The following is a 24,441-nucleotide window of genomic DNA, read 5'->3' on the forward strand; positions in this document are numbered from 1 at the left end:
CACAACAATCATCGGTGTTGCACCGCCGAACTGTGGGAGCCGGCTTGCCGGCGATGGCGTCCGTTCGGGCGATGCATGGCTTATGGGCCTCATCGCTGGCAAGCCTCCTACAGGGTCCGTGTACGGGATTACTTCTTGACGACGTCGGCAGGTGGAGAAACAGTCTTGGGCTTGATCAGGCTGAAATCGATCAGGGCCTTCTGCGCACGGGCGTAGGGATCACCGATCAGCAAGGGGCGAACCTTGAACTGATCGTTGACCACACTCTTGCTCAGGTCCTGCTCGTCGAAACTCAGGCCGGCCAGGTCGGTCCAGGTATGGACCAGGTTGGAACTGCTGTAGGGCCGGTTCAGGTCCGAAGCGAAGTTCCACTCATGGGTTTCACGCCATTTCGGCGATGCCCAGGCGATAAACGGAATGGTGTACATCGGCGCGGTCGGCCTGGCTTCGTTACGCCCCAGGGTCGCATGGCCGAGCGAGTCGAAGACATCTTCGCCATGGTCCGACAGGTACAGCAAAAAGCCGTTGGGGTCAGTCTTGGCATAGTCCTTGATCAGGCTCGATACCACGAAGTCGTTGTACAGCACGGCGTTATCGTAGCTGTTGTAGGTCGGTACCTGGTCATCGGTCAGGCCGGGCGGGACACCGGTACGGTCGGCGAACTTTTCAAAGGTCGGCGGATAACGGTACTGGTAGCTCATGTGCGTGCCCAGCAGGTGGATCACGATCAGCTTGCGCGGTGCGCTGTCCGCCAGGGCCTTGTTGAACGGCTCCAGCACGTCGCCGTCGTATTGCCGGGCATTCTGGTTGCGGTTGTTGTTGAGGTACACCTGCTCGTCAGCCTGTTCGGAGAAAGTCGTGAGCATGGTGTTGCGCTTGGTCATGGTCTGCTGGTTGGTGATCCACCAGGTCTTGTAGCCGGCCTGTTTCATCACGCTGACCAGCGATGGCGTCTTGAGATACAGATCGGGATTTTCTTCGTCAGCGAACGTCAGGACCTGTTGCAGGGCTTCGATAGTGTAGGGCCGCGGCGTGACGACATTGTCGAAGATCGCCAGCTGTTCCTTGAGCTTGTCCAGATTCGGCGTGGTTTCCCGAGGGTAGCCGTAGAGGCTCATGCGTCCGCGGTTGGTCGATTCGCCGATAACCAGCACCAGGGTGGCGGGCAAGCCGGCCTGGCTGTCCTTGAGGTTATGCAGTGGCGGGATCTTGCTGACGTTGTCGAGCATGCCCTGCATATTGTCCAGTTGTTCCCGATAACGACGGTAGGCCACCAGCATCTGCCAGGGCACCGCGGGCTCGACGCGGGTCTCGAAGCGCTCCAGGCCCTCGGCCAGGGTCGCGCTGCGATTGATCTGGGTGAACAGCGGGTAGCCGATCACCGCCACCAGGATTGCCGTTGCCGCGACCAGGGCCTGGCCGCGTGGCAGATGGACCGGGCGCAGGCGGGTCCACAGGAAGATCGCCACGGCGGTATGGGCGATGAACGCCAGCACAATCCACCAGGCAAAGTATTGGGTCATGTACTCGCCGGCTTCAGCGATGTTCGACTCGAACATGATGAAGATGACGCTTTGCGAGAACTCCTGCTGGTAGATGAAGAAGTAGCCCAGGCTCGCCATGGAGCAGGCCCACAGCACCAGGCCGATCACGGCACTGAGCAGGCGGGTCTTTCTGGGAAACAGCAGCATCGGCGCCAGCCAGATGGCGCTCATGAAGAATGCCTGGCGAAAGCCGGTGAAGCCGGAAGTGCCAGTCAGTTGGATCAGCAGTTGGGTGATGCCCGAGAAGTACCAGAAGAACAGGAACAGCCAGCCGAATCCGGCCCAATCAAAACCTTTCGCAGACTTGGGGCTGCGTTTGAACATCGCCATAGAACACTCCAGCCAGTCGCTACCTGAATCGTGGCGCCGATAAAAAAAGCGTCCACGAAAAACGGCCGCACGAATTACGCACGGCTAAACCGGTTGGAGTATCGGTAGATGAATGTGAAAAGTTCGTGAGTCGGGAGCATTCGCTCCCGTCCCTGAAGGGGCAGGCGTGGCACCGGGTACAGCGGTAACCGGCGTCGGTCGATCACTGCCCCAGCTGTGGCACCGGGGCTTGCGCGGCCAGGGCCTGCGTGTGCAGCGCTTCGCGCAACTGGGCAACCTGTTGCAGCAGGGCTTCGCGTTCGTCTTTCAATTGCCGCAGTTCATCACGGCGGATCGTGACATACAGGGTTTGGGGAGGACGTACTGCGGATACCGTACCCATTGCTCACCTCGCGAAGGGTCTGTTGCGGTGGAGCCCGCACCGCTGGATCGCAGCGGGCGGCTCATTCACAGTAATTTTGGATTCTTTTTTCGCACTTGGGAACTTTTTTATTTTTTGTTGTCGCTGTGTCCCGCAGGCGGCGCCGAGCGTAAGGCGCCGCCGAACATGAGCCTGCGGCGGCCAGGCTCAGTCGCTCTTGTTGGCCAGGGACTCGACGATCGAGTCCTCCACGGCCTTGATCTGCCGACCTCCAACCGCATAGTTGTTGGTCAGCATGGCGAACACCAGCAGCCGTCCGTCGCGGCTGGTGACGTAGCCGGCCAGCGACGACACACTGCGCATGCTACCGGTCTTGGCGTGCAGGTTGTTGGCCGCTGCCGTCCCGCGCAGGCGCTTGCGCAGGGTGCCGCCGATCATCCGGTCAGGATTGCCGGCCACCGGCAACGCCGCGTACCAGGCCTGGAACCAGGGCTGGGTGCGCGCCGTCAGCAGCAGATCGCCGAGGGTCCGTGCGGAAACCTGGTTGCGGCGCGACAAGCCGGAACCGTCGACCTGCAACAAGCCCGTGGGCGGTATGCCATGGCGCAGCAGGAAGCCGTTCACCGCCGCCGCGCCCGCCACCGCGGTACCGGCATTGGCGGTCTTGCGGCCCATGGACTTGAGCAGGATTTCCGCCATGTTGTTGTTCGACAATTTCAGCAACGGCGCCATCAGGTCTGCCAGTACCGGCGACTGGTGTTCGACCAGCGGTCGGGCCATGGCCGGCGTGGCCATACCCAGCACGCTGCCGCCTTCGACGACGATGCCTTCACGGACCAGGGCGCTGCGGAACAGATCGGCGACCAGTCCGGTAGGCTCCCAGACCGTGACCTGGGCGACGCGCCGGGCGCCCTTGGGCAACGCCCCGTCGATGCGCAACAGATTGCCGCCATGACCGCGGCTGACCACCAGCGGCCCGCCACGTCCGGTGGTGGCACGGTTGACCAGCGTCATATAGCGATTCTCGGGCGTGAAGCTGACACGCGGTGGTTGACGCGCACCGGCTGAGCTCACGTTGACCAGGATCGAACCGACGTCGAAATCGTCATTGGGCGATACGCTCAACGCGGAAATCTGCGCGGAAAAATACTGCTGCTCGTCCGCGCTGTCCCAATCGAGCCCGAGCCGCTCACGGTCAAAAGCAGTGTCATCGAGGATCAGCCGGCCGCGCACCCGGGTGATGCCCTTGCGCGCCAGCCCGGCCGCCAGGGCCTGGTAATCTTCCTGGCGCATCGTCGGATCGCCCGTGCCGCGCAGGTAGAGGTCGCCGACCAGCAGCCCGCCTTGCTGCGTCCCGGTGGTCAGCAGGCTGGTGGAAAAGCGGAAGTTGGCGCCGAGCACTTCCATCGCCGCCGCCGTGGTCACCAGTTTCATGCTGGAGGCCGGGACCAGCCGGGTTTGCGCGTTGAATTCACAGACCAGCTTGCCGCTGTCCGCCTCGCGCACCACCAGCGAGGTCACCGCGCCTTGCATGACCGGACCGCGCAGGCTGCTGTCGAGACCGGCGCAAAAGTTCGAGCGGGGCAATGGCAGTGGCAACTGCGCCGCTTGCAGGATAACCGTCCGTACCGGTTCTGGCGCTTTCGGCGCCTTGCTGGAGCAGGCCCCCAGCAATACCAGCAAGGCCGCCGCGACCCCCTTGCCCATGCAACCTTGTAGCCAATTCATCTTCTGCCTCAATTTCAACCGACACATACAGAAGAGCCGCGCCGCAAGGCACGGCCCATCACTCAGGAGGCACGTAAGGACAAGGCACTTATCGAGTCAACGCGGGGAATTATGCGGTAACACTGTCCCGGGAATCCATGCGCGATTGACCGGCATTCCAGGGACAGGGCGGTATTAGAAGACCGGCAGGCATGAACTGACTTGTGCAGGAGCCGGCGTGGGCGATGAGGCCAGGACAGGTGCCGCAAGGCTCGGAGGCCCTATCGCCGGCAAGCCGGCTCCTACAAGGGGTATGACGTCTTCAGAGCCCATGCCCGAGCCTGGGGGACATCATCAGAACTCCAGGGTGCTGGACAGCGACACCTGCCGCGAATCGCCCATGGAGACGAATACCCGGCTGACCGCCGAGGTGTAGTAGGTCTTGTCGAACAGATTCTTCACGTTGAGCTGGAACTTGACCTTCTGCCCTTCGACCTTGGTGTCGTAGGTGGCGAAGGCGTCCGCCACGGTGTAGCCCGGCAGTTCGAAGGTGTTGGCCGCATCGCCGGCACGTTCGCCGACATAACGGGCACCGGCACCCACGCGCAGTTGGTCGCCGCCCACGATAGTGCCGAAGTCATAGACCGCCGACAGCGAGCCACTGTTCTTCGCCACGTTCTGCAGGTCATTGCCCTGGAAGTTGGCGTCCTTGGTCACCTCGGCATCGGTGTAGGCGTAGCTGCCGATCACGCTCCAGCGATCGCTCAGTTGGCCACTGACGTCCATTTCCAGACCCCGGGAACGCACTTCGCCAGCGACGCTGTACTGGTTGGTCAGGCCTTCGGCGACGGTCACCAGCACATTGCGCTTGTGGATATCGAAGAGCGCCGCGGTGGCGGTCACACGACCGGGGATATCGAGCTTGGCCCCCAGTTCCCAGGACTTGGACTGTTCCGGATCGATCGAGCCGTCGAGGACCAGCCGCTGGGTGCCGGTGGTCACCAGCGGGGCGATGGTCGAGTTCGGCTTGAAGGATTCGGTGTAGCTGCCATAGAACGACAGCTCATCGGTGTAACGGTATACCAGGCCATAACGCGGCGAGAATTTCTGGCCGTTGGTGTCGGTATTGACCTGGAACGGACGACCCTTGCCGGCATATTCGTCGAATGTCTCGAAGCGCCCGCCGGCGACCAGGATCCACTGGTCGTTGAGGTGGATCGAGTCCTGCAGGAAAGCCGCGTCGCTACGCAGCAGGTCGGTCTGGTCGCTGTCCTTGGGGCTGACAGTGGCCCCCTCGACTTCCCGACCGTACACCGGGTCCAGGTAATTGAAAGGGCCGCGCTGGCTCTGGCGGATCAGGTCGGCACGGTAGATCTTGCGGTACTCGTCATCCAGGCCGAACACCAGGTCATGCTGCATGCCGGCGACCTGGACCTTGCCTTCGAGGCTGGCGGTAGTGAAGCGGTCGGTGGTCAGCGCGCCCTGGGTGCCGTCCATGCTGCGGGTCAGGGTGCCGTTGGGGTTGACCGAAACGGTACGGACCTGGCTCGCATCATAGGTCTCGCGGTTCCAGCTGTAGCCGAAGTGGGCTTTCCAGTTGTCGTTAAGGTCGTGATCGGCCTCGAAGTGATAGAGGTCGGAGCGGCCTTCCATATTGTTGAACGGTTCGTCCAGGCGGCGGCCGGCGGGAATATCCAGCGGGTGGTTGGTCTTCGGGTCGATGGCCGTGCCACGGTCGAACGGCGTGAGGAACTCACGGTGTTCATAGGCGAACAGCAGCTTGGTGCTCTCACCGAACCAGGCCAGGGACGGCGCGATCAGGGTTTCGCGATGAGTGCCGAAGTCGCGCCAGTAGTCCTCGTCCTCATGGTCGACGATCATCCGGTAAGCCAGGTTGCTGTCGCCGATGGCGCCGGTGCTGTCGAGGCTGCCACCGCTGCCGTTCTTGCCGTTGCCGTAGCTTGAACCACGGATGGTCACGGCGTTGTATTGTTCCAGTTGGGGTTTCTTGCTGACCAGGTTGACCACCCCGCCCGGGTCCTGGATGCCGTAGAGCAGCGAGGCCGGGCCCTTGAGCACTTCGACCCGTTCGGTGGTGGCATTCAGCGCGCGGCCCTGCACCAGTGGCATGCTGTCCTGCATGATCGAGCCGTTGCGGTTGTCGCCGAAGCCGCGAATCATCACCGCGTCCTGGGTGCTGCCGAGGGTGTTGGCCTGGGTGATGCCGCTGATGTTCTTCAGCGCGTCATCCAGGTTACGCGGGGTCTGGTCACGCACGACCTGGGCCGGGACCACGTTGATGGTCTGCGGGATTTCCTGCAGCGAGGCGCTGGAGCGGGCGATCGAAGTGACCTGCGGCGGCTGGTAGCTGCTACCGCCACCGTCCACCGGGCGACTGCCGCTGATGGTGGTGGCGCCGAGGTTCAGTGAACCCTGGGTCGGCAGCGGCTCCAGGGCCAGGGTGTGTTCGTCGGTGCGGCGGAAGGTGAAGCCGGAGTTGCCCAGCAGGCGTTGCATGGCCTGCTCGGCACTCATCTGCCCGCTGACCGCTGGCGCCTGCAGGCCGTAGGGGGCTTCGTCGGTGTAGACCACGCTCAGGCCGGTCACCCGGCTGAAGTCATTCAGGGCCTGGGGCAAGGGCTTGGCGGCAATCGAAAAGTTGAAGACGGCACTGTGTTGCGTGCTCGACTCGACGGCCTGGGCCACGCTCAGCGGCAACAGGGCCAACCCCGAAACCGCCAGCGCCGAAGCGCCGAGCCACTGTTTGACCGAACTGCCTGCCACCGATTTTGCCCTGGACTTCATGCTGGAGACCCGTGTGTAGATAAGCCATTAATGCGAATGCATCGCACTTTCACTCACTACACGAACGTCGCCCGGGTTTACCTCACCTGTTTTTTGAAAATATTTTCACAGGCAAGGCGAATCGTTCCTACGGTCCCCGTGGGAACGCCTCACTGGACGCTCTGCGTCCGCCGTTAATGTGACGCAGAGCGTCACGGACTGCATGCCCACGCGGAGTGTGGGAACGATCACGATCATCAGCGCAGGACGATCAGCCGCCCCAGCAGCGTGTGTTGTTCGAATCCCAGCACGCCCTGCAACGAATCCAGCACCGCCTGCGGGTCCTTGTTCGGGAAACTGCCGCTGACCCGTCGTGCCGCCAGTGAGTCGTTGAACACCAGGATCCGTCCCGGGTAGTAGCGCCGCAGGTCGTCGACCACTTCGGCCAGGGAGGCCTTCGAGTAATTCAGCCAGCCCTGGCGCCACGCCAACTGCATATCGCTGTCAACGCTGTGCAGCGGCTGCGCGGTGCCGTCGGCATAGGCCAGTTGCTGGTTGGCGGTCAGTACCTGCTGCTGCGCCCCCTTCTGTGGCGTGACGCCGACCCGGCCCGACAGTACGGTAACGCGGACACCCTCGGCTTGCAGGCGCACTTCGAACTGGGTGCCGAGCACCCGGGCCTCACCGCCCAGGGCGTCCACCACAAAGGGTTCGCCGGTATGGCTGACGCTGAAAAACGCCGAGCCACGACGCAGCCGCACATGTCGTTCACCACCGCTGAAATCCACGGCGATAGCGCTGTCGGTATCCAGGGTCACTTCCGACTTGTCGGCCAGCACCACCGTGCGTACCTGCCCCGGCGCGGAGACATAATCGGCACCCAGGTCGTCGAGCCAGCGCTGCGGCTGCCAACCGGCACCGAGGGAAATCATCAACAGCAGGCAGGCGGCCATCGCCAGCGGCGCGGACCAGCGCCATGGCCCGCTGCGTCGCGGGCGCTCCATGGCCCTGAGAAACCCCTGCAGGGCAAAGGCCTCTTCCTGCGCCAGCTTGCTCGCCGGCACCTCGCTCAACTCCCAGAGCACCTGCGCCTGGGCATAGGCTTCGGCATGGGCCGGATCGGCCTGCAGCCAGCGACTGAACGTCGCCTGGTCGCCACTGCTCGGCTGGTCGTGCAACAGGCTCAGCCAGGCCAGCGCAGCCTGTTCCTGATCGGGCGTCACCTGGACGCTGGTGCTGTTCATTGCGGTGCATTCCCTGGCGTACGCGATATCTGGGGATCTCGAAGACTGGCCTTGCAGGCTTCGAGCGCGCGCATCATATGTTTTTCCACGGCACTTTGCGAAAGGCCCATGGCCTTGGCGATTTGCGCGTACTTGCGCCCATGGATCCGGTTCAGCAGGAAAATCTGCCGGGTACGTTCAGGCAGCGCACGCAAGGCCGCCTCGACATGGCGCAGGTCGTTGCCCGCCTCCAGCGCGGCCTGGGGCTCGACACTCTCGTTGTGCTGCTCGGGCAGCCAGCCTTCATTGACTCGCACGCGGGCGCCCTCGCTGCGCAAATGGTCGATGGCAATGTTGCCGGCACAGCGCAGCAGGTAGGTGCTGAGCTCCTCCACCTGCACCAGCGGTCGCCGCCAGAAACGCAGGAACAGGTCCTGCACCAGATCGGCCGCCGTCGCCCGGCAACCGACGCGCCGGCTGACCAGCGCTTCCATCTGCGAGCGCTGGGATAGAAATACCTGGAGAAAATGCGCGCGGCCGATGCTGCTATCCAGCTCGTTCGCCTCCGGTGATTCCGGCGGTGTCAGCATCAGGTTCAAAACGGCACCACCCCGGTACGAATAATCGCGCAATATTAATGATAAATATTCTCATATGCAAAAGGCGCCGACGAAATCCCTCCATCGTGCCGACTCGGTGCCGCTTGTCGAGCCCCGGGTAAAACGCCTGGGCAAAACAAAGGGCGCCTGATCAGGGCGCCCTTGGCGTGGTGAGCCTGCAAGCAACGCAGGCCCGTGGTTCTTTCAACGCTGACGATCAGCCATTGGCGGCCAGGCGTACGCGCTCTTTTTCTTCAAACTCTTCTTCCAGCAGGGCGGTCTCCAGGTCGCGGCGTTCGCCTTTGACGATCACCGCGCGTTTGGCCTGCAGCTTGCCAAACAGATGTTCCAGCGCATGCTCCAGCTTGTTGGCCGCCCCATCGATCGCCTGTTCCAGCGTATCGGCTTTATGGGTGACCGAAATCGGTTGATGGTTTTTTGGCCGCGCCTCCATCTGGCAGCGCATATCGTGCGGACCCGGCTTGTCGCCGTTCTCGTCCTTCAGGTGAATTTCGACCCGTGTCAGGTCTTCTTCATAACGTTCGAGCGCGCTCTCAACAGTTGTGCGGACCCACTCCTCCAGTCGAATGCTGCTTTGAATATGGTTATCACTATTGACTTGGATTTGCATAGTTCTTCCCTTATTTCAGCTAGCTCGCAAGAGGTTCGCCACACCGCTGGGAGGCGGTGCAAAACGCAACCTCTTGTCTACACAATTGGGCAGCTGAAAAAACAATTCAAGCCTTTTTGAAAGATAATTTTTTCCGACGAAAAAAGCCGGACAAGCCGCAAAAGCACTGGTAAGGTCGGGAGTTGGGTCGAAGTGCTTTACTGTCATTTTCTGATACAACCCCGGCAGAAAAGGCCAGCCGCCAGCGCTTTTCGCACCCTGCGCTCCTCCCCATCCCGATCAGTTGTTGCCCTGCCCCGCCAGCACCTTGCGTTCGCGTGTGTAGCTCAGGACAAAATGCGCCACCAGGCCGAAGATCAGCCCCCAGAACGCCGCCGCCAGGCCCAGGTAACTCATGCCCGACGCCGTCACCAGAAAGGTGATCAGCGCCGCTTCACGCTGTTTCTCGTCAGCCATCGCTCCGCTCAAGCCGGCACTGATCGCGCCGAACAGGGCCAGCCCGGCGAGTGAGGCGATCAGCTCCTTGGGCAAGGCGCTGAACACCGAGGCCAGGGTGGCGCCAAAGGTCCCCATGAGGATGTAGAACAGCCCGCAGGCGATCCCGGCGATATAACGCTTGTCGCGGTTCTCGTGGGCCTCACGGCCGGTGCAGATCGCCGCCGTGATCGCCGCCAGGTTCAGGCCGTGGGCGCCGAAGGGCGCCAGCAGCAGCGAGCCGATGGCCGTCAGGGAAATGATCGGCCGCGCCGGATTCAGGTAGCCCGCCGTGCGCAATACCGCCATGCCCGGCACGTACTGGCCGGTCAGGGTGACCAGGGCCAGGGGCAGACCGATATTGATGATCGCATGCCAGCTCCACTGCGGCGCGGTGAAGATCGGTTGTGCCACCGCCACGGTGACAGCCGAGAGGTTGAGTTCGCCCATGAATGCCGCAAAGCCGCAGCCGACCAGGAGCACCGCGAGAATCGCATAGCGTGGCGAGAAACGCTTGAAGACCAGGTAGGCGGCGATCATCGACAGCACCAGCGCCGGCTGCACACGGATCGAGGTGAAGAGTTCGGCGCCGAAACGAAACAGGATTCCCGCCAGCATCGCCGCCGCAATCGCCTTGGGCAGACGGTTCATCAGCTTGTCGAACGCCCCGGACAACCCCACCACGACGATGATCAACGAGGCCACCAGATAGGCACCGATGGCTTCGGCGAAGGACACCGTCGGCAACATCGACACCAGCAGCGCCGCCCCTGGCGTCGACCAGGCGGTGATCACCGGGATCCGCAGGCGCCAGCTCAGCAGCAGGCCGGTAACGCCGCTGCCAATGGAAATCGCCCAGATCCACGACGACACCTGGTCGCTCGACAGGTGCGCCTGGGACGCCGCCTGGAACACGATGATCAGCGGCCCGGCATAGGAGATGATCACTGCGATAAAGCCGGCGATGACCGCCGATAACGAAAAATCCTTGCTGAGGCTGCTCATTGCGTCGGTGCCTGTCGGGAAGAGGAACGGGGGAGAAGCATTGATTCGATTGAATCGAAGAGCATTCAGTCTATTCCGAACAATTGATTCGATTCAATAGACTCAATCCGTTTTATTGCTTCGCCCCTGTGATAAGCTGCTGCACATTCCTGTTTCCATGATCGGCAGCCAATACACATGTGGGTTCCTCAACTCGGCGACTTCAATCAACCGGTGTACCTGTCCATCGCCGATGCCCTCGCGCGGGATATCACCAGTGGCAAACTGCGCGCCGGCGACCGCCTGCCGACCCTGCGCGAGTTGGCCCAGGCCCTGGATGTCACCCCCGGCACCATCAGCCGGGCCTACAGCGAAGCCCAGCGACGCAAGCTGGTGCAGGGCGCGGTCGGTCGCGGCACCTACGTGCTCGAACAGAACCCGTCGACGCCCTCGCGCCAACCGACCGCCGCCCAGCTGGGCAGCGGGCCGGGCGACCTGCTCGATCTATCGATCATCAAGCCCCACGGCGATACCCTCGAACACGGCCTGCGCGACGCCCTGGTGACCCTGGCCAACGACCCGGATTTCACCCGCGCCCTGGACTACGCCCCCGATGGCGGCCATCCGGCCCATCGCGAAGCCGGTGCCCAGTGGCTGCGCCATGCGCTGCCCGAGGCGCAGTGGCAGCAAGTGGTGATCACCGCCGGCGCGCAACATGGCCTGATGGTGGCGATCAGCGCCTTGAGCAACAGTGGCGACCTGGTGCTCTGCGAGTCGCTCTGCTACCCCGGCATCATCTCCCTGGCCCACGGCCTGGAACGGCGCCTGGGCGGCATCGAGATGGATGAGGAAGGGATCATTCCCGAAGCCCTGCGTGAACGCTGTCGCCAGGAAAAACCGGCGCTGCTGATCTGCGTCGCCACCTGCCAGAATCCGACCACGGCGATCATGTCGGCCAGGCGTCGGGCGCAGATTGCCGCGATTGCCGAAGAGTTCGACTTCATCATCATCGATGACGATATCTACGGTTTCCTCGCCACCGACCCGAGCATCCCGGCACTTTCCAGCTACGCCCCGGAACGGTCGGTGTACCTGACCAGCCTGTCGAAGGCGGTGATGCCGGCGCTGCGCATCGGCTACCTGTACAGCCCGCCGAAACTGCTGTCGCGCCTCACGTCCATGGTGCGCAGCAGCGTCTGGATGCCCTCGCCGCTCACCGCACAACTGGCCAGCACGGTGCTTGCCGAAGGGCTGGATACTCAACTGGTACAGGTCCAGCGCCAGGAAGCGGCGGCCCGCCAGGCCATCGCCGCCGAGGTCTTCCACGGTTTCCAGATCAGCGCCCAGCCCCACAGCTACCATCTCTGGCTGACCCTGCCGGAGCCCTGGAGCGGCGACGAGTTCACCCTGCTGGCGCGGGCCAATGGCGTGCTGGTACTCAGCGGCACCCAGTTCCAGGCCGAACGCAGCAGCCCGACCCGCAGCGTGCGGATCGTGCTGATGTCACCCACCAGCCGCGAAGAACTGCGCTTCGCCCTGACCAGGCTGGCCAGCCTGATCGACTCCAATCCACGTCGTTACTACTGAACGGTCGTCCAATCGGCACAGGGCTTGCTAAGTCATTGCCGAGGTCCTGCCCCGGCATGAGGCCAGGGCAGTCGACCTGCCAGTGGTCCGGAATAACGAACCAATCCGGATACCGACCAGTCAATGACTGCATGTTTCGATTAGAGCGGTGAAGACCATGGATAATCCCTTTCAGTTGATCAACGACGCCTTCCAGCCCGAGTACCGCGTCAACCTGAGTCTGCAACGCCTGGATGGCAGCATCATGCTCACCTTGTCCAATGCCGGCGGGGTCGTCGCCAAGCGGATGATCAGCGCCGAGCAACGCAATGACCCGCAACGTTTGAAGCGCTTGATCCAGAGCGTACAGTTCGGCATCGCCATCGAGCAGGGCCACAGTGCCCTGGATATCCTCACCGCGATGACCGACAGCGACAGCCTCAAGTTGCTGGCCCGACCACCCAAGGTCGGCGGACACGGCCGTGGTTACCTGGCCAATGGCCTTTAGAGCAACTGCAACCCATTGGGGCGCGCGCCGGGGAAAACGGTCTGAAGTTGCGCACCGGACAAGCCCCAGGTGCGCCCCAGCAGGCCACCCAGCACATCGCGATAATTGTTGAGCACCGGATAATCGCGGTTCTGCAGCAGGCCGACGGCATTGACCGCGACCTGCTCGCCGGCGATCCGTCCACCTCGCACGCTGCCGCCCAGCACCCAATACACCGTGCCATGTCCATGGTCGGTGCCGCGATTGCCGTTCTCGCGAAAGGTCCGGCCGAACTCGGAAACCACCACCACCGTGGTGTCTTTCCATTGCTCGCCCATGGCCTCGGCGAAAGCCGCCAGGCCCTGGCCGAGGTTGGCAAGGTTGTTCGACAACTGCCCGCGCGCGGCGCCCTGGTTGACGTGGGTATCCCACCCGCCGACATCGACGAAACCCAGGCGATACTGTTCGCGCATCAAGGTAGCGATCCGCCGGGTCTGCACCGCGAAGTTCTTCGCCGTCGGCGCGCCACGCCCGGCTTTCATCATCTCGTCCTGCAAGTCCCTGGACACCTGCTGGCGCAATTCCAGTCCATCGGACACCGAAGCGGCCTGCGGCGTGCCCTGGTACATCGAGGCAAGGATCGCCGACTGGCGATCGTCGAATACCGGCTTGGAAACACCGCGCAGCGACAGGTTGGGAATGTCCTTGCCGCCCTGGAAACTCAAGGGCAACGCATCGGTAAAGGCAATCGGCGCACTGCCCGGGGCCGCACCCGCCAGGCGCGCCAGAAACCCCGAGCCGTAGTGACCGTGCTGGCCGCCGGGCAGGCCGGCTTCGATATTGTCCTGGGTCTCGAAATGGCTGCGGGACAGGTCATCGGTCCCGGCAAAGGGGATAAATGCAATCTGCTTGCGCTGCCACAACGGATAGAGCGAATCGCGCAGGACCGGATTCAAGCCCCAGTGAGCGTCAAGGGCGATGGCGCTGTCGGCGTTGTGTGGATCGGGCCGGGCAATCGCCAGGGTCGGGCGCGACTCGTAATAGAAGTCGCTGGCATACGGCACCAGCAGGTTGTTGCAATCGTAGCCACCGCGCAGGAACACCATCAGGAAACGCGGGGCCGATGCGGGCGCGGCGAACAGCTTCGCGGAAAACGACAAGGTCGGCAGCGTTGCAGTCACCGCGCAAGCCTGCAGAAAGTCTCGACGATTCATCACGGCACCTTTTCTTGGGTAAAGCCTGTGGTGGTAAAGAATGGGCAGGGTCAACGGTTGTTGAAGTCCGGCGAGGACAACAGAAAGGTATTCCACTCCTGGGGCGACCGGGCCTGGTTCAGCGCCGCCGTGGTGGCCGTCGACAGATGGGGGCCGATGGCGTCGTAGTACAGCGGCGTGGTGATCAGCGGAAAACCACCGCCTGGCTGCTGGCTGCCTTCGGGGGTGAACAAGCGGTTATTGCCCGCGCCGATGGCCCGGGCGATTTCGAAGCGCTTGGACATCTGCCCGGAACTGGCCCAGCCGGCGGCATCCAGCGGCCAGCCATCGGGCGTCTGGCGGCCGAACAGCGGCTCGCCCAGTTGGTTCAGCCAATTGAGCAGCGGACGCGGGTTGGCGATCGGCTTGCCGTCATAGGCCAGGCGCACGGCCGAAACCACGAACTGCATCGGGTCCTTGAACTTCCTGCCGGCGCTTTGCAGCAGTTCGGGAGACTCGAACAACGTGCGCATGACCTGGGCGATATCGCCGTCGGTGCGCTGGAAGGTCAGCGCCATGCGATCCACCAGCGCCTGGGGCGGCTGATCGGCAACAAAGTACTCGGCCAACTTGCGGGAAATGAACCGGGCGCAGGCTGGCTGGCGGGTGATCAACTCGACGGCACGGGTGATCTCGTCAAAACCACTGCCCGGAATCGACTGCCCCAACAGCACCTTGTCGCTGAAGTCGTGACGTTTGGGATTGAACTCGAACATGCCGTCGCGCACCACCTGGGCAGCCACCCGTGGCCCGAATTTCTGCTGGCGGCCATCCATCGGCAGCACGCCCGCACCGGTCAGGATCAACGCCAGTTGCTGGACATCCTGCTGGGTATAGCCGGCGCCCACGCCCAGGGTGTGCAGTTCCATCAATTCACGGGCATAGTTTTCATTGACCTTGCCCTTGGCGTTTTGCGCATTGTCGAGGTACTCCAGCATCGCCGGGCTTTTCAGCGTGGCCAGCACCAAGTCCTTGAACTTGCCCAGGGCATGCGGGCGGATCACCCGCTCCTCGTAGTCCGCCGCCATCAGCCGCACCGCGCCCTTGCCGGAAAAGAGGCTGAAATGGTTGAACCAGAACCACACCAGCTGTTCCTTGAGCTGGTTGCCGCCATACACCGCCCGCAACAGGACGATCTGCCGGGCCTGGTCGGCGGCGTCATTGGCCTGTTGTTGCACGGCCTTTTTCACCGCGACCTGGGCGTCGCCCTCGGGCATCGACTTGAACTGCTCCTGGGCCTGCTTGAATGCCAGCAAGGTCGCCTGCAAGGGGGTCGCCAGGATCGGATAGCTGCGCAACTGGGCCTCGATGGACGCCGGCAACGGATCGCGGATGCGATCGCCCAGTTGCGCCTGCAACAGGCCGGCACGGCCCATGGCCCGAAAGCGCGCGACATTCGCCGCGTCCAGGTCAAAACCGTCACGCCGCAGCCACGCCGAATCGGCGGGACTCAAGGGCTCCGCCATGGCCGGTACGGGCAGCAGCAACCCCATGAAAATCGACACATACAACGAGCGCAAGACAGCACGAACAAGCGGCATGCAAAAGGCTTCCTGGCTAAGGGAAAAACATCGTCCACCACAGCGCCAGTGTCTACCCGATTGCCTGTCCGGATGCTGACAGACAAGCACTCCTCGGCGGGATCCACGCGCGCCGACAGACGGTTTCATATCGAACGGAAAAAGCCTCCGGCTTCAGGCAACGGACAGATACAGGCTGTTACAACAAAGCATAGCCGGTCGCTTGTGACGGCCCTGTTGTTCAACCAGAAACACGTCATGTCCGGGACAATCCGAGGAGGTCTGATGTTTTTTCGTTATGCCGCATTGGCGGCGGTTGTCGTCGCCGCATCGGGCTGTGTGCAGGAGCGGGTGGTGCACGAGCGCCCGGTGATCGTCGAGCGTCCGGGGCCGCGTTACGTCGAGGTGGTGGCACCGCAACCGCCGCCACAGGAAGTCATCGAAGTGGAACCGGCCTACCGTCCGGGCTTTGTCTGGGCCCGTGGCTACTGGCACTGGGACGGCCGCCGGTATGTGGCGATGCACGGCCATTGGGAACCCGTGCGCCCGGGCTACCGCTATGTGCACCCGCACTGGGAACGGCTGGGTGACGGCTGGCACCTGCGGGCCGGGGTGTGGGTCAACTGACCCGTTGTTTGATCGTGCCCACACCGCGTGCCGATCGTTCCCACGCTCTGCGTGGGAATGCCTCACTGGACGCTCCGCGTCCGCTCTTGTGACGCGGAGCCTCGCGGCTGCATGCCCACGCTCTGCGTGGGAATGATCGGCGATGCTCAGGTTTCGCCCTTCTCCACTTCCGGGTGCTCGCTGGAGCCCTCTCCGGTCTTGCGCTGCGGATGCTCGATCTTCACCGACGGGAACTGCGACGAGGCATAACGCACCACCAGGATCGCGAACGCCAGCAGCAGGATCGCCCCGGACAGGTACACCACGCCCATGTCCGGTGGATTGTGGTGCGACACATTGGAGATCAGCAGCCGGGTCAGCGCGGTGATCGCCACATAGATCAAGAAGCGCACCGGCATGTGGTTGGTCTTGAAATAGATCCCGACCATCGCCCCCAGTTCGAGGTAGATGAACAGCAGCAGGATGTCGTCGATCTTGATGTGACCTTCTTCGATCATCACCAGGAACTCCATCACCGCCGCCCAGGCCGTGACCCCGCCGATGGCGAACAGTGCCAGGTAATGGAAGGACTCGACGAACAGGTTGCCCAGGGATTCGGCTACCTGGTGCACGTTTTGCCGCAGATTCTCGGCCCAATTGATTTTCACGGTGCACGTCCTTAGATCGGTTCGATCGGATGATGCGGGTTGAAGGTGACTGTTTCACTGCATTCAACTGCATGCAGAAAAAAGGCCAGAAGCCTGAGTGAGATGGTGGGCATGTGTTTCAAGGCACGTTCGGTCTTGCCTGTGCCGGCCCTTTCGCGGGCAAACCAGCTCCCGCAGGATTTGCGTCGAGTACAAGATCCTGGCAAGAAATGGAGGCCGAGGGAGCCGGCTTGCCCGCGAAGCAGCCGTCGTGGTTCCCTGACAAACCCTGAAACCCGGCTACATTAAAAAGCCACTACCCAAACCCTGGGGATTGGCTTATCCTTTATGCTGTATATAAATACAGTAATCGCAAAAGACAATTTATCGTGAAGGCATATGAGGTGGTAAATGGCCGTCGAAGTGGTATACCGCAGCAGCCGGGACCTGGAGCGTTTGTTCATGGATAAAGCCGAAGCTGACCGTCATGACAAGATGCTCGAACTGGCCGAGTTGCTGGCTGAAGTCCTGCAAAAAGCCGTGCCCTCGCTGAGCGAGCAACAGGTGGAAGAAGCCGGTATCTACATGGCGAAAAACCGCGATGTGTTTGCCAAGGCCTTCAAGAGCCAGCCGGATGCCCTGGCCGAGCTGCTTTCGGCACCTGCCGAATAAGACACCGCCACCTGTAGATATCAGTTTGTGGGAACTGTGTTTATGTGGGAGCGGGCTTGCCCGCGAAGAGGCCGGCGAGAACGCTAAAAGCTTCGCGGGCAAGCTCCGCTCCTACAAGGTCCAAGCCGGCTCCTACAAAGGAAACTGCACACCTGCCCCCTCAGCGGTACAGCAGTCGCTCCGCGAGCTCGTCCGCGACCCGTGCCGGCGAGCGTTTTTCCGCCTGGGCATGGGCAAAGACTTCGGTCAGGCGCGTACCGATCCGCGACAGGTGCGCGGTGATGTTCGGCAGTTCCTCGCCCCGGTGCTTGAGCGCCACATAGATCAGGCCACCGGAATTGATCACGTAGTCCGGCGCGTAGAGGATCCCGCGCTTTTCCAACTGGTCCGCGACGCTCAGGTTGGTCAGCTGAGTATTGGCGGAACCGGCGACCGCCGCGCAACGCAGTTGCATCACGCTCTGGCTAGTGAGGACATTGCCCAGGCCGCAGGGGGCAAAGATATCGCAGGGCGTACTGATCAACGCCTCGGTGGCTACCGGATGCGCGCCGAACTGCGCCATCGCCAGTTGTACCTTACCCTGGTCATTGTCACTCACCAGCAGTTCCGCCCCCGCCGCATGCAACTGCTCGGCCAGGGCATAACCGACATTGCCCAGGCCCTGCACCGCCACCCGCAGGCCTTCGAGATTGTCGCTGCCCAGGCGCGCCATGGCGGTGGTGCGGATGCCGGCGAACACGCCCATGGCCGCATGGGGTGACGGATCGCCGGCGCTGGTGGTGCTGGTGACGTGCTGGGTGTACTGGGCGATGCAATCCATGTCCGCGGTCGAGGTACCGCTGTCGATCGCGGTGATATAGCGGCCGTCGAGCTGTTCGATACAGCGACCGAACGCTTCGAACAGCGCGGCGCGGCTTTCGACATGGGCCGGGCGGATGATCACCGCCTTGCCACCGCCCACCGGCAACCCGGCGAGGGCGGCCTTGTAGCTCATGCCCTGGGCCAGGCGAATGGCATCGATCATGGCCGTTTCATCATCGGGATAGGCAAGGTAACGACAGCCGCCCAGGGCCGGTCCCAGGCGACGGTTATGGATGGCAATCACCGCCTTCAACCCGGTCACCGGGTCGACGCTGAGGTGCAGCGATTCAAGGCGAGTGCTTTGCATGAGAGCAAACATCGAATAGCCCCCTGATCACTTCTTGTACAGCGAGTATAGGCTTCGCCGCAAAGAATGCCGAAGTACCGGGGAATAAGCCGATGCTCGTTGCAGGCTTTATGACATAACTCATCCGGGCTGCGAAGGCACTGGACGAAACCCCGCCGCAGGGCTAAAACGGAGCATCTGCCGGAGATTTCGATGAACCCCCGCCAAGCCTTTTTTGCCTGCCTGGAGCGCACACCGCCTGCGGTGTTCGAGGCCGCGCTGTGGCTGGCCGCCGAGCATGACCCGAAGGTGCAGCCCGACAGCCTGTTGCAGGATTTCAAGGACCTGCAGCAACGGGTCAGCGCTGGGTTGCCGATGCTGCCGGTCAGCGAACTGGCACAACCGCTTTTGCGCCGCTTGAACGACCTGGGTTTCCAGCAGGATGAATTCACGCCGCTGCGTCCCCATGCGGCGCTGCTCGACAAGGTCCTGCAACGCAAGCGCGGGCAGCCGCTGGTGCTGGCGCTGATCGCCCTGGAACTGGCCCGACGCCTGGAGATCCCGCTGGTGGGCGTGAATTTCCCCGGACATTTCCTGCTGCGGGTGCCGGGCGCCGACCATCTGCTCGATCCTTGCGGCGGACGCCGTTTATACCCCAACGATTGCCGCGAACTGCTGAGCCGCCAATACGGCCCCGGCATGCTCCTGCGTGCCGAACATATGCAGACCGCCACGCCGACCCAGATGCTCCAGCGCCTGTCACGCAACCTACGGCAACTGCACCTGGCCAACGATGACTTCCTGGCCGGGCTAAGGGATGCCGAGCGGGTCCTGGAACTGGGCCAGGGCAATGCCAGCGACTACCTGGCCCGCGCCAGCCTGTACCAGAAACTGGAGTGCCCACGGGCCGAGCGCTACGACCTGGAACGGGCCCTGCTGCTCAGCGAAGACCCGATCCAGCGCCTGCGCCTGACGGAACGACTGGGGCAGTTGCCGCCCAATACGGTGGTGCATTAGTCCGAAGGGAGCGTCAAGCCAGAACCTTCGGATCAAAACAGTCCCGATTTGAGTAGCACCTTGACGTTTATTCTTCTCGTCGGACTCTTGTCGCCCAATGACTCATCCATTTCCCGCATGACCTGGGTGTAGTGATCCCTGACGCCCCCCTTGACGCAATGATGTCCTCCCTTGACATAGTCATGGACTATTTCGGTCTTTATTTGCGCGGGCAAACCCAGATATTCGTTGGTTCCAAAGACCAATCCGAAATCGACCGGAACAACACTACCGGCACCGTTCTTTATAAAATTGCGGGGAGCAGGATCGCCCATCATGAACCCGTGCCCATAAAGCTCCTTGACCGCCTTTTCCACTTCGATATTCGTCGGTATTTCGCCCTGGATAAAAGGCATGATCAACTTCCGCTCGATCATGAACGCCCTGGGTGAAGCGCTTGCCTGTGAGTCCAGGTACCGATTGCACAGGGCCAACTCATGGGCAGCCGCCTGCCTGTCGGTCTCCTTGAATGACTTCACGGCATACGGACCTACGCGAGTATCGAAGGCGTCCTTCGGTGGAGCGGACGCGGAGCGCCCAGGGCGGCATTCCCACGCTGGAGCGTGGGAACGATCGGGTACGGTTATCAGGCCGGGGTATCGGGCTGGTTCGCCGGGTGGGCCTGGATAAACGCCGGATGCTGCTGCGCCAACGCGGCCACCCGGCGAATGCGCGGATACGCCTCCAGGGAAATCTTGAAGCGCTCGGCCGCATACAGCTGGGGCACCAGGTAGACATCGGCCAGCCCCGGCTCATTGCCAAAGCAGTAGCCGATATCGCCGATCAGTTGCTCCACAGCCGCCAACCCCTGGCTGATCCAGTGCCCGATCCACTCCTGCACCTGTACCTCATCATGCCCCCACTGACGCAGCAGATTGAGCACGCTGACATTGTGCAGCGGATGGATATCGCAGCCGATCAAGGCCGCCACCGCCCGCTCCCGGGCGCGGGTCGACAGGTCGCGGGACAGCAGCGGCACCTGGGGATAACGCTCTTCCAGGAACTCGATGATCGCCGGCGACTGGGTCATCACATGACCGGCATCGGTGCGCAGCGCCGGCACCCGCCCTTGCGGGTTGATCGCCAGGTACGCCGCCTGCCGGTGCTCGCCGCCGCCAGCGGCAATCAGGTTGACCGGCAGCGCCTGGTAATCCAGGCCCTTGAGGGCCAGGGCGATGCGCACGCGATAGGACGAGGTCGAACGGTAGTAGGTGTAAAGCTCCATGACCCGCTCCTCTCAACGCGCCGGCAGAATCTTGCCGCGACATTCGCCGAAGCCGATGGAGGCGAAACCTTCACGGCTGCAACGGGCGCGCAGGATGATTTCGTCGCCGTCCTCAAGGAACTTGCGTACTTCGCCCGACGCCAGTTCCACCGGTTTCTTGCCGCCTTCGGTGATCTCCAGCAGGCTGCCGAACTGCCCGGCCTCGGGACCCGACAAGGTGCCCGAACCGAACAGGTCGCCGGCCTGTAACTGGCAGCCGTTGACGCTGTGGTGCGCGACCATCTGCGCCACGGTCCAGTACATGTGGCGGGTGTTGCTCAGGGTCAGTCGCTCAGGTGGCAATTGCTGTTCGCGCATCGATTCGGTCAACAGCAGCACTTCCAGTTCGATATCGAAGGCACCGTTTTCCTGGTCGCGTTGATCGAACAGGTACGGCAGCGGCCGCGGGTCGCCCGCCGGACGCGGCGGCTGGGCTTTGCGGAACGGCGCCAGGGCCTCGGCGGTGACCACCCAGGGCGAGATGCTGGTGATGAAGCTCTTCGACAGGAACGGTCCCAGCGGCTGGTATTCCCAGGCCTGCACGTCACGCGCCGACCAGTCGTTGAGCAGGCAGAAACCGGCGATATGCTCCGCCGCATCGGCAATGGCAATCGAGTCGCCCATGGCATTGCCCTGGCCGATCCAGATACCCAGTTCCAGCTCATAGTCCAACCGCGCGCAAGGCCCGAATACCGGCTCGCTCTGCCCGGCCGGCAGGGTCTGGCCCTTGGGCCGGCGGACATCGGTGCCGGATGGGCGAATGGTCGAGGCGCGGCCGTGGTAACCGATGGGCACGTACTTGTAGTTGGGCAGCAGCGGGTTGTCGGGACGGAACAGCTTGCCGACGTTCTGCGCGTGCTCGATGCCGACGTAGAAGTCGGTGTAGTCGTTGATCTGCGCCGGCAGGTGCATCACGCAGTCCGCCGCCAGCGGCAGTACGCCCCCCCCCAGGGCCTCGATCCGGTCGCGCAGGCTGCTGCCCTCGCCCAGCAACTCCAGCAGGCGCTCACGCAGGGCGACACGGGCAGCACGACCGAGGGCAAAGAAAGCGTTCAACCGGCCGCCAAGGGTGGCCTCGACCGCGGCCTTGGCGGCTCCGTCGAACAGCCCTGCGTCCAGGGCCGCCTGCAGGTCGAAGATATGCTCGCCGATCGCCACGCCGCTGCGCGGTGCCGAACCCTGGCGGCTGAACACGCCCAACGGCAGGTTCTGCAACGGGAAGTCGGCGTGGCCGTTGGCGGACGCAACCCAGCTGCGCGTGAGGGTTGGTTGAGTCATGGGTTATCTCCGATCCGGGTTGAAGGTGGCGGGCAAGGTCGCCCAGCAAGCGTCGTAATTGTTCTGCAACTGCGGGCAGTCGAGGGCGAAGCGGCTCGGGCGCAACACCTGGCTGGTCTCGAACATGAAGGCCATGGTGTTATCGATCTTGCTCGGCGCCAGGTCGGCGGCAATCGCCTTGCTGCAGGTTTCGCCGTCCGGACCGTGGGCACTCATGCAACTGTGCAGGGAAGCCCCGCCCGGCAGGAAGCCTTCGGCCTTGGCGTCGTAGGCGCCCTGGATCAGGCCCATGAACTCGTTCATCAGGTTGCGGTGGAACCACGGCGGCCGGAAGGTGTTCTCGGCCACCATCCAGCGTGGCGGGAAAATCACGAAGTCGAGGTTGGCCAGGCCGTGGACGCTGGTCGGCGAGGTCAGGACGGTGAAGATCGACGGATCCGGGTGATCGAAGCTGACCGTGCCAATCGTGTTGAAGCGCCGCAGGTCATATTTGTACGGCACGTTGTTGCCGTGCCAGGCGACCACGTTCAGCGGCGAATGATCGAGCTGGCAACCCCACAGTTCACCAAGGAATTTCTGGACCAGGGTGGTCGGTTGCTTGAGGTCTTCGTAACGGGCCACCGGCGCGAGGAAGTCACGGGGGTTGGCCAGGCCGTTGCTGCCGATCGGCCCGAGGTCCGGCAGGCGCAGCGGCGCGCCGTGGTTTTCGGCGATATAGCCGCGGGCCTGCGGGTCGAGCAGTTCGACACGGAATTTCAGCCCCCGGGGCAGCACGGCGATTTCCAGCGGTTCCAGCTCCAGCACGCCGAGTTCCGTGGCGAGACGCAGGCGGCCCAGTTCAGGTACCAGCAGCAGTTCGCCATCGGCATTGAAGAACACCCGCTCCATCGAGCGGTTGGCGCGGTAGCTGTAGATGCTGATACCCGCCGGTTTGTCCGCGCCCGAGTTGGCCGCCATGCTCACCAGGCCATCGATGAAGTCGGTGGGCTCGGCCGGGATCTCCAGCGGGTTCCAGCGCAGGCGATTGGGGGTCACGGCGCCCAGCGGGCCGCCGGCCAGTTGCCGGTCGAGCCGGGCGAACGCCGGGTGATTGGCCGACGGCTGGATGCGATACATCCAGGTCCGCCGGGCTTCGCTGCGGGCCATGGTGAAGGCGGTACCGGAAAACAGTTCGGTGTAGAGCCCGTAAGGGGCTTTCTGCGGCGAGTTCTGGCCGACCGGCAGGGCACCGGGCAACGCCTCGCTGCTGAATTCGTTGCCGAAGCCGGACTGATAGGCCAGCGTCGTGGAGTCGAGGTTCATGGAGCCTCCTGGTGGAGTGGACCGTTGCCTGCCTCGATTATCGACGTGCAGCCAGGTCGGTTTGTTTTTATCGGTTGGAAATTATGAATTGCGTAATTCGATTATGCAAAACGTAATTTGATTGGCGGTGCCCGTCAAGCTATAAAGACGCCCATTCGTCCCGGGATCACATCGCCTCCATGGAAAAGCCGCGCAGCACCAGCGACAGCAACGGTAAACAGAAAGTCCGCTCGGCCGAGGTCGGTACCGACATCCTCAAGGCCCTGGCCGAGCTGTCGCCCAGCACCTCGCTGTCGCGCCTGGCCGAACACGTGCAGATGCCGGCGAGCAAGGTCCACCGTTACCTGCAGGCGCTGATCGCCAGCGGCTTCGCCGAGCAGAACGTGGCGACCAACCACTACGGTCTCGGCCGTGAGGCGCTGCGGGTCGGCCTGGCGGCGCTGAACGGCATGGATGTACTGCAAGTGGCCGCGCTGCCCCTGGCGGAGCTGCGCGACGACCTCAATGAAAGCTGCTTTCTGGCGGTCTGGGGCAATCACGGCGCAACCGTGGTACATATCGAACCGGCGGTGCGCGCGGTGACGGTGGTGACGCAGTTGGGTTCGGTGCTGCCGTTGCTCAGCTCGTCCACCGGGCTGGTGTTCAACGCCTTTCTGCCGGATCGCGAGACCGTCGACCTGCGTGAGGCCGAGCTCAAGGCCGGCCACCCTCACCCGCTGGCCGATGCGGCGACCTACGCCATGACCTGCGAACAGATCCGCCGACGCGGCCTGCATTTTGTCCACGGGTTGTTGATGCCGGGGGTCGATGCGCTGTCGGCGCCGGTATTCAATGCCGTGGGCAAGGTGGCGGCGGTACTGACCGTGGTCGGCCCGACATCCCTGTTCCATGCCGATGAGGATGGCCCGGCGGCCAGGCGCCTGCTGGCGGCGAGCGAAGCCGTCAGTTGGCGGATGGGTTACCAGAAGACCTGAATCAAACACCGACCTTGTAATTGGATGGACTC

At 63.0% G+C, this 24,441-nt stretch carries 22 protein-coding genes; 6 read left to right on the forward strand and 16 right to left on the reverse strand.

All coding sequences use genetic code 11. The annotated features are described in order from the left end of the window. Window positions 1–128: 128 nt before the first annotated feature. The 8 genes from HX851_RS32785 to HX851_RS32820 form a co-directional block, all read right to left on the reverse strand. Window positions 129–1,874, reverse strand: a complete 1,746-nt coding sequence (locus HX851_RS32785; RefSeq protein WP_177064404.1) for a phosphoethanolamine transferase CptA — start codon at window positions 1,872–1,874, stop codon at window positions 129–131. A gap of 202 nt (window positions 1,875–2,076) precedes the next feature. Further along, window positions 2,077–2,256 carry a DUF6026 family protein gene (locus tag HX851_RS32790; protein ID WP_177056177.1) on the reverse strand — a complete coding sequence of 60 codons (180 nt, stop codon included), beginning with the start codon at window positions 2,254–2,256 and terminating at the stop codon, window positions 2,077–2,079. Window positions 2,257–2,442: 186 nt separating this feature from the next. Next, window positions 2,443–3,963 carry a D-alanyl-D-alanine carboxypeptidase/D-alanyl-D-alanine endopeptidase gene (gene dacB, locus HX851_RS32795; RefSeq protein ID WP_177056178.1) on the reverse strand — a complete coding sequence of 507 codons (1,521 nt, stop codon included), beginning with the start codon at window positions 3,961–3,963 and terminating at the stop codon, window positions 2,443–2,445. Window positions 3,964–4,296: 333 nt separating this feature from the next. Further along, complete coding sequence (locus tag HX851_RS32800; RefSeq protein ID WP_177064403.1) at window positions 4,297–6,747, reverse strand: TonB-dependent siderophore receptor; 2,451 nt, start codon at window positions 6,745–6,747, stop codon at window positions 4,297–4,299. Window positions 6,748–6,983: 236 nt separating this feature from the next. Continuing rightward, entirely contained in the window at window positions 6,984–7,970 is a 987-nt protein-coding gene (locus HX851_RS32805) for a FecR family protein (protein ID WP_177056180.1), read from the reverse strand. Further along, a complete protein-coding gene (locus HX851_RS32810) occupies window positions 7,967–8,542 on the reverse strand; it encodes an RNA polymerase sigma factor (RefSeq protein WP_177056328.1) in 576 nt (191 codons plus the stop codon). The genes HX851_RS32805 and HX851_RS32810 overlap by 4 nt, the downstream gene beginning before the upstream one ends. A gap of 223 nt (window positions 8,543–8,765) precedes the next feature. Then, window positions 8,766–9,179 (reverse strand): HPF/RaiA family ribosome-associated protein, encoded by a 414-nt coding sequence (locus HX851_RS32815; protein WP_177056181.1) that lies wholly within the window; start codon window positions 9,177–9,179, stop codon window positions 8,766–8,768. A 279-nt stretch (window positions 9,180–9,458) separates the two neighbouring features. Beyond that, on the reverse strand, window positions 9,459–10,658 hold the full coding sequence (locus HX851_RS32820) for a benzoate/H(+) symporter BenE family transporter (protein ID WP_177056182.1): 1,200 nt from the start codon (window positions 10,656–10,658) through the stop codon (window positions 9,459–9,461). A 177-nt stretch (window positions 10,659–10,835) separates the two neighbouring features. On the opposite strand from HX851_RS32820, the gene HX851_RS32825 reads away from it, so the two are divergent. Together HX851_RS32825 and HX851_RS32830 are read left to right on the forward strand one after the other, a co-directional pair. Then, window positions 10,836–12,224 carry an aminotransferase-like domain-containing protein gene (locus tag HX851_RS32825; protein ID WP_177056183.1) on the forward strand — a complete coding sequence of 463 codons (1,389 nt, stop codon included), beginning with the start codon at window positions 10,836–10,838 and terminating at the stop codon, window positions 12,222–12,224. A 157-nt stretch (window positions 12,225–12,381) separates the two neighbouring features. Further along, on the forward strand, window positions 12,382–12,711 hold the full coding sequence (locus HX851_RS32830; RefSeq protein ID WP_177056184.1) for a DUF3509 domain-containing protein: 330 nt from the start codon (window positions 12,382–12,384) through the stop codon (window positions 12,709–12,711). Here the strand turns inward: HX851_RS32830 and HX851_RS32835 are convergent. After that, window positions 12,708–13,904, reverse strand: coding sequence for a DUF1501 domain-containing protein (locus HX851_RS32835; RefSeq protein ID WP_177064402.1), 1,197 nt, complete (start codon window positions 13,902–13,904; stop codon window positions 12,708–12,710). The two genes, HX851_RS32830 and HX851_RS32835, sit on opposite strands and share 4 nt — an antisense overlap. A gap of 50 nt (window positions 13,905–13,954) precedes the next feature. Further along, window positions 13,955–15,484, reverse strand: a complete 1,530-nt coding sequence (locus tag HX851_RS32840) for a DUF1800 domain-containing protein (protein ID WP_177064401.1) — start codon at window positions 15,482–15,484, stop codon at window positions 13,955–13,957. 264 nt (window positions 15,485–15,748) lie between these two features. Here HX851_RS32840 and HX851_RS32845 point away from each other — a divergent pair, with 264 nt between their 5' ends. Then, entirely contained in the window at window positions 15,749–16,090 is a 342-nt protein-coding gene (locus tag HX851_RS32845; RefSeq protein WP_177056187.1) for a YXWGXW repeat-containing protein, read from the forward strand. A 146-nt stretch (window positions 16,091–16,236) separates the two neighbouring features. Here HX851_RS32845 and HX851_RS32850 read toward each other — a convergent pair whose 3' ends face one another. Continuing rightward, window positions 16,237–16,737, reverse strand: coding sequence for a phosphate-starvation-inducible protein PsiE (locus HX851_RS32850; protein ID WP_177064400.1), 501 nt, complete (start codon window positions 16,735–16,737; stop codon window positions 16,237–16,239). 390 nt (window positions 16,738–17,127) lie between these two features. Here HX851_RS32850 and HX851_RS32855 point away from each other — a divergent pair, with 390 nt between their 5' ends. Then, window positions 17,128–17,388 (forward strand): YebG family protein, encoded by a 261-nt coding sequence (locus tag HX851_RS32855; RefSeq protein ID WP_177056189.1) that lies wholly within the window; start codon window positions 17,128–17,130, stop codon window positions 17,386–17,388. Window positions 17,389–17,548: 160 nt separating this feature from the next. Here the strand turns inward: HX851_RS32855 and HX851_RS32860 are convergent, their stop codons facing one another. Continuing rightward, a complete protein-coding gene (locus HX851_RS32860; protein WP_177056190.1) occupies window positions 17,549–18,568 on the reverse strand; it encodes a Leu/Phe/Val dehydrogenase in 1,020 nt (339 codons plus the stop codon). A 180-nt stretch (window positions 18,569–18,748) separates the two neighbouring features. Between HX851_RS32860 and HX851_RS32865 the strand changes: the two genes are divergently transcribed. Then, window positions 18,749–19,552, forward strand: a complete 804-nt coding sequence (locus HX851_RS32865) for a SirB1 family protein (protein ID WP_177064399.1) — start codon at window positions 18,749–18,751, stop codon at window positions 19,550–19,552. 32 nt (window positions 19,553–19,584) lie between these two features. Here the strand turns inward: HX851_RS32865 and HX851_RS32870 are convergent, their stop codons facing one another. The 4 genes from HX851_RS32870 to hmgA all read right to left on the reverse strand — a co-directional run bounded on the left by HX851_RS32870 (window position 19,585) and on the right by hmgA (window position 23,435). Continuing rightward, complete coding sequence (locus HX851_RS32870; RefSeq protein ID WP_177056192.1) at window positions 19,585–20,070, reverse strand: BUD32 family EKC/KEOPS complex subunit; 486 nt, start codon at window positions 20,068–20,070, stop codon at window positions 19,585–19,587. A 107-nt stretch (window positions 20,071–20,177) separates the two neighbouring features. Next, a complete protein-coding gene (gene maiA, locus HX851_RS32875; protein ID WP_177064398.1) occupies window positions 20,178–20,816 on the reverse strand; it encodes a maleylacetoacetate isomerase in 639 nt (212 codons plus the stop codon). Window positions 20,817–20,828: 12 nt separating this feature from the next. Beyond that, window positions 20,829–22,133, reverse strand: a complete 1,305-nt coding sequence (gene fahA / locus HX851_RS32880; protein ID WP_177056194.1) for a fumarylacetoacetase — start codon at window positions 22,131–22,133, stop codon at window positions 20,829–20,831. A gap of 3 nt (window positions 22,134–22,136) precedes the next feature. Beyond that, window positions 22,137–23,435 carry a homogentisate 1,2-dioxygenase gene (hmgA, locus tag HX851_RS32885; protein WP_177056195.1) on the reverse strand — a complete coding sequence of 433 codons (1,299 nt, stop codon included), beginning with the start codon at window positions 23,433–23,435 and terminating at the stop codon, window positions 22,137–22,139. 179 nt (window positions 23,436–23,614) lie between these two features. Between hmgA and HX851_RS32890 the strand changes: the two genes are divergently transcribed. Further along, entirely contained in the window at window positions 23,615–24,409 is a 795-nt protein-coding gene (locus HX851_RS32890; RefSeq protein ID WP_177064397.1) for an IclR family transcriptional regulator, read from the forward strand. Window positions 24,410–24,441: the final 32 nt, after the last annotated feature.

The sequence above is a fragment of the Pseudomonas gingeri genome (genome assembly GCF_013385635.1).
In the GTDB taxonomy this organism is placed as follows: domain Bacteria; phylum Pseudomonadota; class Gammaproteobacteria; order Pseudomonadales; family Pseudomonadaceae; genus Aquipseudomonas; species Aquipseudomonas gingeri_A.

What these genes read in the sequence shown, in the direction of transcription:
- HX851_RS32785 (WP_177064404.1), bottom strand. Translation starts at nt 1,874, where the DNA reads ATGGCGATGTTCAAACGCAGCCCCAAGTCTGCGAAAGGTTTTGATTGG.
- HX851_RS32790 (WP_177056177.1), bottom strand. Translation starts at nt 2,256, where the DNA reads ATGGGTACGGTATCCGCAGTACGTCCTCCCCAAACCCTGTATGTCACG.
- dacB (WP_177056178.1), bottom strand. Translation starts at nt 3,963, where the DNA reads ATGAATTGGCTACAAGGTTGCATGGGCAAGGGGGTCGCGGCGGCCTTG.
- HX851_RS32800 (WP_177064403.1), bottom strand. Translation starts at nt 6,747, where the DNA reads ATGAAGTCCAGGGCAAAATCGGTGGCAGGCAGTTCGGTCAAACAGTGG.
- HX851_RS32805 (WP_177056180.1), bottom strand. Translation starts at nt 7,970, where the DNA reads ATGAACAGCACCAGCGTCCAGGTGACGCCCGATCAGGAACAGGCTGCG.
- HX851_RS32815 (WP_177056181.1), bottom strand. Translation starts at nt 9,179, where the DNA reads ATGCAAATCCAAGTCAATAGTGATAACCATATTCAAAGCAGCATTCGA.
- HX851_RS32820 (WP_177056182.1), bottom strand. Translation starts at nt 10,658, where the DNA reads ATGAGCAGCCTCAGCAAGGATTTTTCGTTATCGGCGGTCATCGCCGGC.
- HX851_RS32825 (WP_177056183.1), top strand. Translation starts at nt 10,836, where the DNA reads ATGTGGGTTCCTCAACTCGGCGACTTCAATCAACCGGTGTACCTGTCC.
- HX851_RS32830 (WP_177056184.1), top strand. Translation starts at nt 12,382, where the DNA reads ATGGATAATCCCTTTCAGTTGATCAACGACGCCTTCCAGCCCGAGTAC.
- HX851_RS32835 (WP_177064402.1), bottom strand. Translation starts at nt 13,904, where the DNA reads ATGAATCGTCGAGACTTTCTGCAGGCTTGCGCGGTGACTGCAACGCTG.
- HX851_RS32840 (WP_177064401.1), bottom strand. Translation starts at nt 15,484, where the DNA reads ATGCCGCTTGTTCGTGCTGTCTTGCGCTCGTTGTATGTGTCGATTTTC.
- HX851_RS32845 (WP_177056187.1), top strand. Translation starts at nt 15,749, where the DNA reads ATGTTTTTTCGTTATGCCGCATTGGCGGCGGTTGTCGTCGCCGCATCG.
- HX851_RS32855 (WP_177056189.1), top strand. Translation starts at nt 17,128, where the DNA reads ATGGCCGTCGAAGTGGTATACCGCAGCAGCCGGGACCTGGAGCGTTTG.
- HX851_RS32860 (WP_177056190.1), bottom strand. Translation starts at nt 18,568, where the DNA reads ATGTTTGCTCTCATGCAAAGCACTCGCCTTGAATCGCTGCACCTCAGC.
- HX851_RS32865 (WP_177064399.1), top strand. Translation starts at nt 18,749, where the DNA reads ATGAACCCCCGCCAAGCCTTTTTTGCCTGCCTGGAGCGCACACCGCCT.
- maiA (WP_177064398.1), bottom strand. Translation starts at nt 20,816, where the DNA reads ATGGAGCTTTACACCTACTACCGTTCGACCTCGTCCTATCGCGTGCGC.
- fahA (WP_177056194.1), bottom strand. Translation starts at nt 22,133, where the DNA reads ATGACTCAACCAACCCTCACGCGCAGCTGGGTTGCGTCCGCCAACGGC.
- hmgA (WP_177056195.1), bottom strand. Translation starts at nt 23,435, where the DNA reads ATGAACCTCGACTCCACGACGCTGGCCTATCAGTCCGGCTTCGGCAAC.
- HX851_RS32890 (WP_177064397.1), top strand. Translation starts at nt 23,615, where the DNA reads ATGGAAAAGCCGCGCAGCACCAGCGACAGCAACGGTAAACAGAAAGTC.